Annotated in this window: 3 protein-coding genes and 1 pseudogene; 2 read left to right on the top strand and 2 right to left on the bottom strand. The window is 74.7% G+C overall.

Annotated elements, in window-relative coordinates:
- Both ABD308_RS17160 and ABD308_RS17155 read right to left on the bottom strand, forming a co-directional pair.
- Positions 1–1668 (bottom strand): condensation domain-containing protein (locus ABD308_RS17160; RefSeq protein WP_344335233.1); only part of this gene is annotated, 1668 nt, incomplete at its 3' end.
- 388 nt (positions 1669–2056) lie between these two features.
- Positions 2057–6397: pseudogene (locus ABD308_RS17155) on the bottom strand (amino acid adenylation domain-containing protein); the annotation flags it as partial.
- Positions 6398–6871: 474 nt separating this feature from the next.
- Between ABD308_RS17155 and ABD308_RS17150 the strand changes: the two are divergent.
- Both ABD308_RS17150 and ABD308_RS17145 read left to right on the top strand, forming a co-directional pair.
- A complete protein-coding gene (locus tag ABD308_RS17150) occupies positions 6872–8113 on the top strand; it encodes a cytochrome P450 (protein ID WP_344335230.1) in 1242 nt (413 codons plus the stop codon).
- Between the two features lie 112 nt (positions 8114–8225).
- A partial coding sequence (locus ABD308_RS17145; RefSeq protein ID WP_344335227.1) for an amino acid adenylation domain-containing protein occupies positions 8226–14357 on the top strand: 6132 nt, incomplete at its 3' end.

Below are 14357 nucleotides of genomic sequence, written 5' to 3'. Positions count from 1 at the left end.
GCCGCGCCAGGAGCCGCTCGGCCGCGCCGGGGCGCCGGCGCCCCGGGAGTCGTAGTGGGCGAACAGCTCCTGCAGCAGCAGGGGCATCGACCAGCCGTCGAGGACGATGTGGTGGTTGGTCACCACCAGGGTGTGGCGGCCTTCGCCGAGGCGCAGCAGCGTCAGGCGCAGCAGGGGCGCCTCGGCCAGGTCGAAGCGCCGGCCCAGGTCGTCCTGGACCGCCTCCCGCGCCCGTGCCGCCTGCCGGTCGGGGTCGCTCCCGCTCAGGTCCAGGTACCGCCACGGCACCGGCACCTCGGCGCGGACCACCTGGACCAGGCCGCCGCTCACCCGGTGCCGTACGCAGCTCCGCAGCGGCGGGTGGCGGCGCAGCAGGGCCTCGGCCGCCTCGCGCAGCCTGCCGGGATCGACCTCGCCGTTCAGGTCGAGGGCGATCTGGACGTGGTAGACGTCCGGCGCCCGGTCGTCGTACGCCGCGTGGAAGGCCAGGCCCTCCTGGAGCGGCGTCAGCGGCAGGACGTCCTCGACGTCGGGGCAGGCGGCCTCGATCTCGTCGACGTCCTGCTGTTCGAGCCGGGCGAGCGGGAAGTCGGACGGCGTGTGGCCCCCGGCGCCCGGCCGGCGGGCGTGGGCGGCCAGCGCGCGCAGGGCGGTGGACCAGGTGTCGGCGAGGTCCCGGATCTCGTCCTCGGTGAACAGGCCGGCCGGCCAGGACCACTCGGCGGCGAGCCGCGGGCCGTCCTCGCCGTCCTCGCCGTCCCCGTGGACGAGCGCGTTGATCTCCAGCGGGTGCGCGAAGGGCGCCCCGGGGTCGGCGTGCCCGGCCAGTGCGCCGCCGTCGCGCGCCGGACTCCAGGCCCCCTCGCCCCGGGTGGCGAGGGAACGGCCGAGGTAGTTGAAGAGGACGTCCGGACCGCCGGGGCCGGCCAGGGCGGGGGCGGTCCGCGGGTTGAGGTGGCGCAGCAGTCCGAAGCCGAGTCCCTTGCCGGGCACCGCCGCCAGCTGCTCCTTGACGTTGCGCAGCGCGGTCGCGACGGCCTGGCCCGCGGCCCAGGTCTCGGCCGGCTCGCTCACGCCGGGGTCGAGGCGCACCGGGTAGAGGCTGGTGAACCATCCGACGGTGCGGGAGAGGTCGGCGTCCGGGGCGGCCTCCTCCTCGCGGCCGTGTCCCTCCAGGTCGATCAGCACCGGCGCGGCGGCGTGCCCGCGCCGTCGGCGCCAGTCCCGCAGGGCCAGGGCCAGGGCGGCGAGCAGGACGTCGTTCGCGCCGGCGTGGAAGGCGGTGGTCACCTCGGTGAGCAGCGCCGCGGTGGTGTCACCGTCGACGGAGGACACCAGGGTGCGCCGGGTGGCGAGGACGTCCCGGGCGGGGTCGAGCGCGCGTGCGCCGAGCGGGGCGGCGCGGTCGGCGAGCGTCTCCCGCCAGTGGTCGAGCTCGCCGACCACGTCGGCGGCTTCGGCCCGCTCGGTCATCCACCGCGACCACTGCCGCAGCGAGGTGCCCACCGGGGCGGGTGCCGGGCGTCCGCCTTCGGCCAGGGCGGCGTAGGCGTCGGCCAGGTCGGGCACCAGGACGCGCCAGGACACCCCGTCCACGGCCAGGTGGTGGACGGCGAGGAACAGCCTGCCCCGGCGGGCCGGGCCGGAGTCGAACCAGACGGCCTGCACCAGGTCGCCGCGGTCGGGGTCGAGCCGGTCGAGGGCGGCCTCCTCCTCGGTCCGCAGCTCCGCGGCGGTGAGCTCGCCGCTCTCCGCGACGGCCACCCGCCGCAGGCAGCGCCCGGCGTGGCCGGACCACCAGCGACCACGCGTCGTCGTCCCGGTCCAGGCGCAGGCGCAGCGCGTCGTGGTGGTCGAGCACGGTCCGCAGGGCCTCGCCGAGGAGGTCCGCGCGCAGCCCGGCGGGCACGTCGAGTCGCACGGACTGGCTGAACCTCCCGACCGGGCCGCCGCGTTCGCGCAGGTGGTGGACGATCGGCAGCGGGTGGACGGGGCCGACCCCGGTGCCGGGCGCCGGGCCGCGGGTGTCGTGGGCGCGGGCCACCTCGGCGAGCCGGGCCACCGTCCGGTGCTCGAAGACCTCGCGCGGGGTGAACAGCACTCCGGCCCCGCGGGCCCGGCTGACCAGCTGGATCGCGCCGATGCTGTCGCCGCCGTGGTCGAAGAAGCTGTCGTCGGCACCGATCGCGGGCAGGCCGAGGATCTCGGCGAAGAGCCGGCTCAGCAGTTCCTCGCGCGGTCCCCGGGCGGGCCGGCCGCCGCCGGTGGCGCGGAACTCCGGTGCGGGCAGGGCCCGTCGGTCCAGCTTTCCGTTGGCCGTGACGGGCAGCGCGTCGAGCACCATGACGGCGGCGGGGACCATGTAGTCGGGCAGGTTCTCCCGCAGGTGCTCGCGCAGGGCGGCGGCGAGCCGGCCGGCCTCGCGGCCGATCGCGGGGTTGTTGGTCAGGTCCGGTGGCGCCGCCTCGGCGGGGAGCAGGACGTCGGTCAGGGCCGCGGTGGCGGGGTGGGTCCGGGAGTTCAGGAAGACCACGTCGAGTTCGCCGTCGGCGCCCTCGCCGGACCAGGTGACCAGGGTGCGGTAGCCGAGGTCCGCGCCGAGCCGGTGGAAGGCCTCCGGCGAGGGGCCGGCCGGGGCGTCCCCGTCCACCGCCCGTCGCACCTCGGCCATCGGGGCCCCGGCGAGCAGCCGCCGCGTCGCCGACACCTCGGGCGCCAGACGGCCGTTGGGCACTCCGGTGATCCGCAGCCGCTCCGGCGCGTCGCCGGCGAGCCGGTCCCGCAGCGCGGCCAGGCCGGCGACCTCGGCGCCCCAGCCCGCGCTCGGCGTGCCGAGCAGCGAGAGCGGCCGGACCTCCGCGCGCTTGTGCAGCACCACGTCGTAGCGGTAGCGGCTCAGTTCGGTGTCGTAGTCGCCGCGCTTGACCCGGATGTCCACGCCGTCGAGGTCGGCGCTCTCCTGCTGGAGCGCGGTGAAGAACCCCGGGTCCACCAGGAGTTCGTTCTCCTGGCGCAGCCGCTGTTCCACGGCCCGGCGCACCGCCTCGGGGTCCGCGTCGGCCGGGCTGTGCGCGAGCTGCACACCGGTGGCGAGGAACCGGCGCAGCCTCAGGTCGCGGACGTCGCCGAGGAAGACGGCTCCTCCGGGGCGCAGCAGGCCGAGCGCTCCGCGCAGGACGGTCCTGAGGTAGTCCGCGCCGGGGAAGTACTGCACCACGGAGTTGACGACCACGGTGTCGAAGAAGCCCTCGGGCAGCCCGGACAGGTCGTCGGCGGGCTGGGTCCGCAGCTCGACGCGCCCGGCCAGGTCCGGCCGGGCGCCGAGGTGGCGGCGCAGCGCGGTGATCGCGGCCGGCGAGAAGTCGGTCGCCCAGTAGCGCTCGGTGTCCGGCGCGAGGGGTGCGAGCAGCAGTCCGCTGCCGACGCCGATCTCCAGCAGCCGGCGGGGCCGGAGGGCGCGGATCGCCTCCACCGTCCGGTCGCGCCATTGCCGCATGTCCTCCAGCGGCAGCGGGCGGTCGGTGTAGCTGCTGTCCCAGCCGGCGAACTCCTCGCCGAAAGCGGCCTCGGAGCGCGCGCCGTACATCGACTGGTACAGCTGTTGCCACTGGTCGACGTGCTCGCCGTCGGTCCGCTCCCGCGCTGAGTCGAGGCGGTCGCGCTCGGGCACCACGTAGCCGACGAGGTACTTCCCGGACGAGCGGTCGTCGCGGGCCACCACCACCGCCTCGCCGACGTCGGGGTGTTCGCCGAGGACGGAGGCGATCTCGCCGGGTTCGATCCGCACTCCCCGGATCTTCACCTGTTCGTCCGTCCGGCCCAGGTAGACCAGTTGGCCGTCGGCGTCCCAGCGGGCGAGGTCGCCGGTGCGGTACATCCGCTCACCGGGCCGGCCGAAGGGGCAGGCCACGAAGCGCTCCGCGGTGACCGTCGGCCGGCCGAGGTAGCCGCGCGCGAGGCCGGCGCCGGCCAGGTAGAGCTCACCGGGCACGCCGTCGGGCACCGGCTCCAGGGCCCGGTTCAGCACGTACACCCGGGTGTTGGCGATCGGGCGTCCGATCGGCGGCGCGCCGGTGCGCGCCGGGTCGCACTGCCAGGCCGTCACGTCGATGGACGCCTCGGTCGGTCCGTACAGGTTGTGCAGCTCGCAGTCGAGGACGGAGAGGAACCGGGCGGCGAGTTCGGCGGGCAGGGCCTCGCCGCTGCAGATCACCCGGCGCAGGCCGGTGCACCGGCGGGTCTCGGGTTCGGCCAGGAAGGCCTGGAGCATGGCGGGGACGAAGTGGACGGTGGTGACCCGCTGTTCGCGGATCACCGCGGCGAGGTACCCGGGGTCGCGGTGCATCCCCGGGTCGGCCATCACCAGGGTCGCGCCGCTCACCAGGGGCCAGAAGAACTCCCAGACGGAGACGTCGAATCCGCAGGAGGTCTTCTGCAGCACCCGGTCCCGCGCGGTGAGCCGGTAGCGGTCCTGCATCCACCGCAGCCGGTTCGCCAGGCCGGCGTGGGTGTTGACCGCTCCCTTCGGCCGACCTGTCGAGCCGGAGGTGTGGATGACGTAGGAGGGCGAGTCCGGCAGGAGCGGCCGGGGGCGGTCGGCCTGGGTGACGTCCCGGCCGGGAGCCGCGGCCAGTGCCGTCGCCAGGCCGGCGTCGTCGAGCAGCAGTCGCGGGGTGGTCGCGGTCCCGGGCAGCCGCGGCACGGTGTCCCGGGTGGTGATCAGCAGTGCCGGCCGGGCGTCGTCGAGCAGGTAGGCGATCCGGTCCGCCGGGTGGTCCGGGTCGATGGGCAGGAACGCGGCACCGGACTTGGCGACGGCCAGCAGGGCGGTGACCAGTTCCACGGAGCGCGGCACCGCGAGCGCGACGACGTCCTCCGGGCCGAGGCCGCGGGCCAGCAGCAGCGCCGCGAGCCGGTTCGCCCGCTCGTTCAGCTCCCGGTACGAGAGGCCGCGCGTCCCGTGCACCACGGCGGGGGCGTCGGGGGTGGCCGACACCTGGGCCTGGAACAGGTCGACGACCGTCTCGGGGCCGGCCGGCCGCCCGGTGTCGTTGCGGCCGACGAGCAGCCGCTCCAGGTCGTCGGGCCGGAAGACGTCGAGCCGGTGGCACGGGGTGTCCGGATCCGCGTCGGCCATCCGCTCCAGCACGCGCAGCAGGCCCTGACCGTGCACCCGGAGATCGGCGCGGCGGTAGAGCCCGGTGTTGCCGTCGACGTCGAGCCGTCCGTTTCCCCGCCGGACGTCCCCGTAGAACACGAAGGCCAGGTCGTCGACCGGGCCGTTGGTCAGGTTGTGCACCGTCGTCGCGCATCCGGCGAGGTGCACGTCCTGGTCGAAGAACTGCAGGTTGACGTGCGGCCCGACCAGCGGGCCGCCGTCCTCGCCCGCGCCGAGGTCGTTGCGCAGGTCCTCGTACCGGTAGCGCTGGTGCCGCAGGCCGAGCCGCATTTCGGCGGAGACGTGCCGAAGAAATCCAGACAGTGGCTGATCCGGGTCCGCCAGCACGCGCAGCGGAACCACGTTGGACATCATTCCCGGAATTCCGCGCATCGCCTTGCCGAACCGGGCGGTGACCGGCAGTCCGAGAAGGACGTCCGGTTCACCGGTGAGTCGCGCGGTGTACCGGGCGGCGGCCGCGGCGTAAACGGCCGCAGATGTCACGCCGGAATTCCGGGCCAGTTTTTCGAGGGCCCCGCCCAGGTCGTTTCCGATTTCCACCGTCTCGCGGGTCCGGCCGGGCGGACGGTTCGGTTCGGCCTGTCCGAAGGATGCCGGCGGAGGGCCGCCCGCGAGCTTTTCCGTCCAGTACGCGCGGTCGGTGTGTAATGCCGCGGACTCGCGATAGGCACGATCCGCGCGCAACATCTCCTCGAATCGGCCAAAACCGTTCCGGGGGGTGCGGCCGGCCACCAGCGCGGTGTACCGGGCGGCGGCCTCCCGGAGGAACAGCGCGCCGGAGAATCCGTCGATCGCCACATGGTGGGCCCGCAGGTACCACAGATGGCGGTCCTCCCCGATCCGCAGCAGCGCGCCGGAGCACATCCGGCCGGCGTCCGGGGCGAGCGGCACGGTGAGCTCGTCCTCCATCCACGCCACCGCCGCCGCGTGCGGCCGCTCCCGGTCACACAAGTCCAGGTAGGGGATCGCGAATTCGGCCGAATCGTCGATCACCTGGACCGGCTCCGGGCCGGCCGCCACGATGCGCGCCCGCAGGGTCGGGGTGTCGGCGAAGGTCTCGCGGGCCGCCCGCACCAGCAGGCCGGCGTCGAGCGGGCCGGCGATGTCGGCGTACACCGCGACGCTGTAGTCGAGGCCGTCCCGCGCGAAGCGCTGGGCCAGCCACATTCCGGTCTGAGCGGAAGTAAGGGCGGTTTCATGACGCGCTGTCGCTGGCATGCAGAGTCCTTCGTGAAGCAGTTGGCGATTGCAATCCATTCACAAGCAAGCGGGGGCCTGGGAATTGGACGGCGTCCCTCAACTTCCCCCGAAAAAGAGTCCGACACGCACCGATCTGCAGCATACTCCGGACGGTAACGATCGCAAGGGTATGGCCGGAACGCCACTCTGCTGGCCGGAACCCCTCCCCCCGCCGGCCGGGCCGCGAAGCCGGTGCCGGGGCCGCCATTTCCCCAGGTCGGACGCCCGCGACCGGGGGCGGCCGAAGAAAATCCTTGACACTCTCAAGAGGGCCTACCTAGGCTCCCGTACCGTTGGTGTCGACTCGGGCCGTCCTTTTCGCGCTCGAATGGAACCATTCAGGGCGGCGCGGGGGATTTCGTCGGACGTGGCCAGGCGGGCAAGGCGACCGGCCACCTTCAGTTCCTATCGCGGCCGGTGCTCGTTAACCACTTCTGCTCGCGGGGGCTACTCATGACCGATCTCGCAGCTCTGACCAGTCTTCCCCATGACCAGCGCACCAAGGCGTTCCTGGACTACCTGGACCGCGGTCGCGCCGCCGGCCCGGTGGCCCGGAGCTCCCAGCCGGGCGTGTGGGAGGTGTTCGGCTACGACGAGGCACTCCAGGTGCTCGGCGACCACCGGACCTTCTCCAGCGACATGAACGACATGATCCCCGAGGACGAGCGGGAGCTGGCCAGCGCCGCCCAGGGCAACTTCCTCGGCATCGACCCGCCCCGCCACACCCGGATGCGCGAACTGGTGCGGCGCGCCTTCACACCCCATGTCATCGCCGGCCTCGAACCCGTCATCGCCGAGACGGCCGAGGAACTGCTGGACGGGATCGAGCTGTCGGCCGACGGCACCGGCACCTTCGACGTGGTGGCCGACTACGCCGCCCCGCTGACCGCCCGGGTGATCGCCAAGCTCTTCGGCATCCCGGAGAAGGACCACGGGATGTTCACGGTCTGGGCGGACGCGCTGCTCGGCGCCCGGCCGGCCGGTGAGCTCGGCCGGGCCGAGGAGTCCGCGGTGCGCGAACTGGGCGAGCTGGTCCGCTTCGCCTCCGCCTACCTGCTCGACATCATCCACCAGCGCCGCGCCGAGCCCCGGGACGACCTGATCAGCGCCCTGGCGCGGGCCGAGGTCGACGGACGGTCCCTGGAGGACCACGAGATCGTCGGCGTCATCGGCATGTTCGTGATCGCCGGGCACCTGCCGTCCTCCGTGCTCGTCGGCAGCACCGTCATGAGCCTGGACAGCCACCCCGACGTCCTCGACGAGGTCCGCGCCGACCTGGACCTCCTGCCCAAGGTCGTCGAGGAGGTGCTGCGCTGGCGCTCACCCCTGGTGCGCGACCAGCGGGTGACGGCGAGCGGGACGCGGCTCGGCGGGGAGGACATCCCGGCCGGCGCGGTCGTCTGCGTGTGGCTGCTCTCCGCCCACCGCGACGCCGCGCACTTCGAGCGGGCGGAGGAGTTCGACATCCACCGGCCGAACCAGGGCCGGCACATCGGCTTCGGCAAGGGCATCCACTTCTGCCTGGGCGCGCCGCTGGCCCGCATGGAGGCCCGGATCGCGCTCACCGCCCTCCTGCGGCGCTTCGAGCGGATCGAGGTGCTGCCCGACTCCGGCATCCGGTTCCACCCCTCGATCGGCGTCCTGGGCCCGGTCCGGCTGCCGGTCGCCGTGCGCCGCGCCACCCAGGCCGGCTGACCCCGCGGAGCCCCGGCCGGGACCGGCCGGGGCGCGCGGCCCACGCACCGTCCCGTGGCGGCCTCACCCACCGCCCCGTGCCCCACCACGCCGTCCTCAGCGAGGGATCCCCATGGCGAACGACCGGCCCGTCCCCACCCATCCGCTCAGCCCCGCCTACGTGATCTACACATCCGGCTCCACCGGAGTGCCCAAGGGCACGGTGATCCCGGGCGAGAACCTCGTCAACCTGCTGACGGACTTCCAGCGGCGGCTGGACTTCGGCCCCGACGACCGGATGCTCGCCGTCACCACCTTCGGCTTCGACATCGCCAACCTGGAACTGCTGCTGCCGCTGCTGTCCGGAGGCGAACTGGTCCTTGCGGCCCAGGACGGCGCGCACGACCCGCGGGCGCTCAAGCAGCTGATCGCCGACGCCGGTGTGACGGTCGTCCAGGCCACGCCCACCCTCTGGCGCGGCCTGCTGGACCACGGCTCGCAGGACCTGGCCGGGCTGAAGGCGCTGGTCGGCGGCGAGGCGCTGCCCGAGGGCCTGGCCCGGGAGCTGGGCGAGGCGACCGCAGGGGCCACCAACGTCTACGGCCCCACCGAGACCACCATCTGGTCGACGGCGGCCACCCTCGACCCCGGACACCCCGGACGGCCGCCGATCGGAAGCCCACTCGCCAACACCCGCGTCCACGTGCTCGACCGCGCGCTGCGCCCCGCGCCCACCGGCGCCACCGGCGAGCTGTTCATCGCGGGCGCCGGCGTGGCCAGGGGGTACCTGAACCGGCCCGGGCTGACCGCCGAGCGCTTCGTGGCCGACCCCTTCGGCCCGCCCGGCTCCCGGATGTACCGCACCGGGGACCTGGCCCGCCGGCGCGACGACGGCGGCCTGGAGTACCTCGGCCGGACCGACGGCCAGGTCAAGGTCCGGGGGTTCCGGATCGAGCTCGGGGAGATCGAACACGCGCTCACCGGCCACCCCGAGGTCGCCCAGGCCGCCGTCGTGGTCCGGGACCTCGGCTCCGCCGGGCCGGTCCTGGCCGGGTACGCCGTACCGGTCCCCGGCGCCGGACCGGACCCGGCCGCGCTGCGCGACCACCTCGCCCGCCGGCTGCCCGGCCACATGGTCCCCACCGCCCTGACCGTGCTCGACGCGCTGCCGCTGACCCCCAACGGCAAGCTGGACCGCAAGGCCCTGCCGGCCCCCGACCTCGGCCCGGCCGTGCCCGGACGCAGGCCGCGCACCCCGCAGGAGGAGATCCTCTGCGAGCTGTTCGCCGAGGTCCTCGAAGTGTCCCAGGTGGGCCTGGACGACGACTTCTTCCAGCACGGCGGCCACTCGCTGCTCGCCACCCGCCTGGTGAACGCCCTGCGCTCGCGGCTGCGGGTGGAGATCCCGGTGCGCACCCTCTTCGAGGCGCCCACCGTCGCCGCCCTCGCCGCCCGGATCGACGGCTCGGCCACCGCGCGCCGCCCGCTCGCACCCGCCGCCCGCCCCGCGCGGATCCCGCTGTCCTTCGGGCAGCGCCGGCTCTGGTTCATCAACCGGCTGGCGGACGACGGCTCCGCCTACCACATGCAGAGCGTCCTGCGGCTGCGCGGCGCACTGGACCGGGCGGCGCTCGCGGAGGCCCTCGCCGACGTCACCGCCCGCCACGAAGTGCTGCGCACCGTCTTCCCGGAGGTCGACGGAGAGCCCCACCAGCTCGTCCTCGACCCGCGGGCGGCCCGCCCCGTCCTGACGGTGACGGAGAGCGGCGAGGCGGACCTGCCCGCCCTGCTGCGCGCCGCCGCGGCCGAGCCCTTCGACCTCACCCGCGAAGCCCCGCTGCGCGCCCACCTGTTCGCGCTGTCGCCGACCGAGCACGTGCTGCTGCTCGTCCAGCACCACATCGCCGCCGACGGCTGGTCGCTGACCGTGCTCGCCCGCGACCTCGGTGCCGCCTACCAGGCCAGGAGCCGCGGCCGGGCGCCCGGTTGGCGTCCGCTGCCGGTCCAGTACGCCGACTACACGCTGTGGCAGCGCGAGGTCCTCGGCGCGGACGACGACCCGGCGAGCGTCCTGGCGACGCAGACCGCCTTCTGGCAGGACGCGCTGCGCGCACTGCCCGAGCAGACCACGCTGCCGACGGACCGGCCGCGTCCGCGCGAGGCCGGCTTCCAGGGCGGGACGGTCGGCCTCGACCTGGACGCCGAACTCCACCAGCGCCTGCTCGACCTGGCCCACCGGCACAACGCCAGCCTCTTCATGGTGCTGCGGGCCGCGCTGGCCGCGCTGTGCACCCGGCTCGGAGCGGGCACCGACATCCCGATCGGCTCGCCCATCTCCGGCCGCACCGACGCCGCCCTTGAGGACCTGATCGGCTTCTTCGTCAACACCCTGGTGCTGCGCACCCGGACCTCGGGCGACCCGCGCTTCACCGAACTGCTGACGGCGGTCCGGGACGACTCCCTGGCCGCCTACGCCCACCAGGACCTTCCGTTCGAGCGCCTGGTCGAGATCCTCAATCCGGAGCGCTCGCTCTCCCAGCACCCGCTCTTCCAGGTCTTCCTCGCCCTGCAGAACACCCCGGACCCCGACATCCGGTTCGCCGGCCTGGAGGTGACGCCGGCCCACGAACCGCTGCCGTCCGCCAAGTTCGACCTCGCCTTCAACCTCTCCGAGCGGTTCCGCGAGGGCCGGGTCGCGGACGGCGTGCGGGGCACCGTCGAGTACCGCACGGACCTCTTCGACCGCGCCACCGTGGAGACCGTGGTCGAGCGGCTGATCCGCTTCCTGCGGGCCGTCGCGGCCGACCCGCGCCGTCGGATCGGTGCCGTGGAGATCCTCGGCACGGACGAACGCCGCCGACTGCTCGCCGGCTCGACCCCGCCGGCCCACGGCGCCGAGGACGTGCTGCACCTGCGGTTCTCCCGCGCCGCCGCGGAGCACCCGTACGAGGTCGCGCTGCGTTCCGGTGACCGGGAGCTGACCTACCGGGAGGTGGACCGGTGGGCCGACGCGCTGGCCGGCACGCTGACCGCCCGGGGCGTCGGCCCGGAGAGCCGGGTCGCCGTCCTCCTGGAGCGCTCGCCGGAACTGGTCGTGTCGATGCTCGCGGTGTGGAAGGCCGGCGGGGTCTGCGTCCCCCTGCACGAGGCGTACCCGGCGGAGCGGCTCGAATGGGTCATGGCGGACACCGCGGCGTCCGTGCTGCTCACCGACCGGGCCATGCTCGCCCGGGAGTTCCGGCACGGGGCGCGGGTCGTCGTGGTGGAGGCGGACCGGCGCCCGGCGGACGCCGGCACGCCCGGCCCCGCCCTTCCGGCCGTCCACCCGGACCAGCTCGCCACCATCATGTACACCTCCGGCTCCACCGGCCTGCCCAAGGGCGTGGCCGTCGCGCACCGGGAGGTGGTCGCCCTCGTCGACGACCCGTGCTGGGACTCCGGCAACCACGAGCGCGTGCTCATGCACGCCCCGTACGCCTTCGACATCAGCCACTACGAACTGTGGGTGCCGCTGCTGGCCGGGAACGAGGTGGTGTTCGCCCCGCCCGGACCGCTGGACACCGCGGCCCTCGCCCGGCTGATCGCGGACGAGAAGATCACCGCCGTGCACTTCACCGCCGGGCTCCTGCGGGTCGTGGCCGAGGACGCGCCCGAGTGCCTGGCCACCGTCCGCGAGGTGCTCACCGGGGGCGACGTCGTCCCGCCGCTCGCGGTCCAGCGCGTCCTGGAGCACGCGCCCGGCGCGGTCGTGCGTCAGCTGTACGGTCCCACCGAGATGACGCTGTGCGCCACCCAGCACGAGCTGAGGTCGCCGTACACCGCCGACGTCCGGGTGCCGCTCGGGCGGCCGCTGGCCGGCACCCGGGCCTACGTGCTGGACGAGTGGCTGCGGCCGGTCCCGCCGGGAGTGACCGGCGAGGTCTGGCTGGCCGGGACCGGTCTGGCGCGCGGATACCTCAACCAGGCCGGCCTGACCGCCGAACGGTTCGTCGCCGATCCCTTCGGCGCGCCCGGAAGCCGGATGTACCGCACCGGCGACCTCGCGCGCTGGAACGGCGGCTGGCAGCTGGAGTTCATGGGCCGCGGCGACGACCAGGTCAAGATCCGCGGCTTCCGGGTGGAGCCCGGGGAGGTCGCCGCGACGCTGGCGGAACACCCCGAGGTCTCGGAGGCCGAGGTGCTGGCGCGCACCGACCACCGCGGCGAACGGCAGCTGGTCGCCTACGTCGTCGCGGGCGGCCTGCGGTCCGCCGAGCAGGAGGTCGGGGTGGTCCGGCACGTCGCCGAGTGGCGGCAGATCTACGACGGCATGTACGACGGCGCCCGCTCCGCCGCCTTCGGCTCGGACTTCTCCGGCTGGGAGAGCAGCTACGACGGCCGGCCCATCCCGCTCCCCGAGATGGAGGAGTGGCGCCGCTCCACCGTCGAGCGGATCCGCGAACTGCGGCCGCGGCACGTGCTGGAGATCGGGGCCGGCAGCGGCCTGATCCTGTCCCAGCTGTACGCCGAGTGCGAGTCGTACTGGGCCACCGACTTCTCCGAGCAGGCGATCCGCACGCTCGGTGCGCACGTGGGCGACCATCCCGCCGTGCGGCTGAGCACCCGGAGCGCGGACGACGTCACCGGACTGCCCGCCGGGCACTTCGACACGATCGTCGTCAACTCGGTGACGCAGTACTTCCCCGACGCCGACTACCTGCGGCGGGTGCTGACCGCGCTCACCGCCCTGCTCGCCCCCGGCGGCTCGCTGTTCGTGGGCGACGTGCGCAACCTCGACCTGCTGCACACCTTCCACGCCGCCGTCGAACTGGCGCGCGCCGAGGACGCCGAGGACGCCGCCGGGATCCGGCGCCGGGCCCGGCGCCGGGCGGAGCGGGAGAAGGAGCTCCTGGTGGCCCCCGGCTTCTTCCACCGGTTCGCCCGGGCCACCGACGGCCTCGCCGGAGCCGAGGTCCGCGTCAAGCGCGGCCGCGCCCACAACGAGCTGACCCGCTACCGCTACGACGTCGTGCTGCGCGCCGCGGTGCCGGACGCGCCGGTCCCGCCGGCCGAGCCGACCACCCTGCGCTGGGCGCGGGAGGTCACCGGCCTGGCCGACCTCCGCTCCCGCCTCGCGGAGCACCGCCCGGCGAGCCTGCGGGTGACCGGCGTGCCGGACGGCCGCACCGGACCGGAGACGGCGGCCGCCGCCGCCCTGGGCGCGGGCGGGCCGCTCACCCGGCCGCGGACCCGGCCCGAGGAGAACACCGGGGTCGACCCGGAGCTGCTGTACGAGCTGGGGGACCGGCTCGGCTACCGGACGGCCGTCGCCTGGTCGCCGTCCGGCCCCGGCGCACTGCTCGACGTGCTCTTCACCGACCCCTCCGCGCCCGCGTCACCGTTCCCGCCGACCGGGTGGGCCGAGCCCGCCACCGAGGCCGAGCCCGCCACCGAGGACGAGGCGGTCCGCGACACCAACGCGCCGCTGCTGTTCCAGCAGGCCGGGCGGCTCGCCAAGGAGCTCCGGGCGCACCTGGGCACCCGGCTGCCGGCGTACATGGTTCCGGCGGCGTTCATGGTGCTGGACCGCCTTCCGGTCACCGCGAACGGAAAGCTCGACCGCGCGGCCCTCCCGGAGCCCGATCCCCAGGTGCGGGCCGGCTCGGGCGCGCCGCGCACACCGCGCGAGGAGACCCTCTGCGCGCTGTTCGCCGACGTGCTCGGACTGCCCGAGGCGGGCATCGAGGACGACTTCTTCCAGCTCGGCGGGCACTCGCTGCTGGCGATCCGGCTGGTCAACGCGATCCGCTCCGCGCTCGGCGCCGAACTCGACGTGCGGACCGTGTTCGAGGCCCCCACCGTCGCGGCGCTCGCCGAGCGGCTCGACCGGGCGGCCCCGGTGCGGGCCCCGCTGGTCCCGATGGACCGGCCGGACCCGCTGCCGGTGTCGTTCGCCCAGCGCCGGCTCTGGTTCCTGCACCGGCTGGAGGAGCACGGCGGCGCCTACAACATCCCGATCGCGCTGCGCCTGTCGGGCCCGGTGCGGGAACGCGAACTGCGCCTGGCCCTGCATGACGTGGTGGCGCGGCACGAGTCGCTGCGCACGGTCTTCGCCGAGGTGGACGGCGAACCGGTGCAGCGGATCCTGGACCCGGAGCGGGCGCGGCCCGGCCTCGCCGTGCTGGACACCGACGCCGACTCGCTCGAACGCTCCCTGGCGGCCGAGGCCGGGCGCGGCCATCGTGAGGAGCGCCCGCCGCCCCGAGTCCCTGGAGGACGCCACCGT

The sequence above is a fragment of the Kitasatospora putterlickiae genome (genome assembly GCF_039527695.1).
GTDB classification, from domain to species: Bacteria; Actinomycetota; Actinomycetes; order Streptomycetales; family Streptomycetaceae; genus Kitasatospora; species Kitasatospora putterlickiae.
Note: the sequence above shows the minus strand (reverse complement) of the source record. Positions and strands in the feature narration are given on the sequence as shown.

Bases quoted from the DNA above. Each gene is read 5' to 3' on its own strand.
- ABD308_RS17150 (WP_344335230.1), top strand. From the start codon at position 6,872: ATGACCGATCTCGCAGCTCTGACCAGTCTTCCCCATGACCAGCGCACC.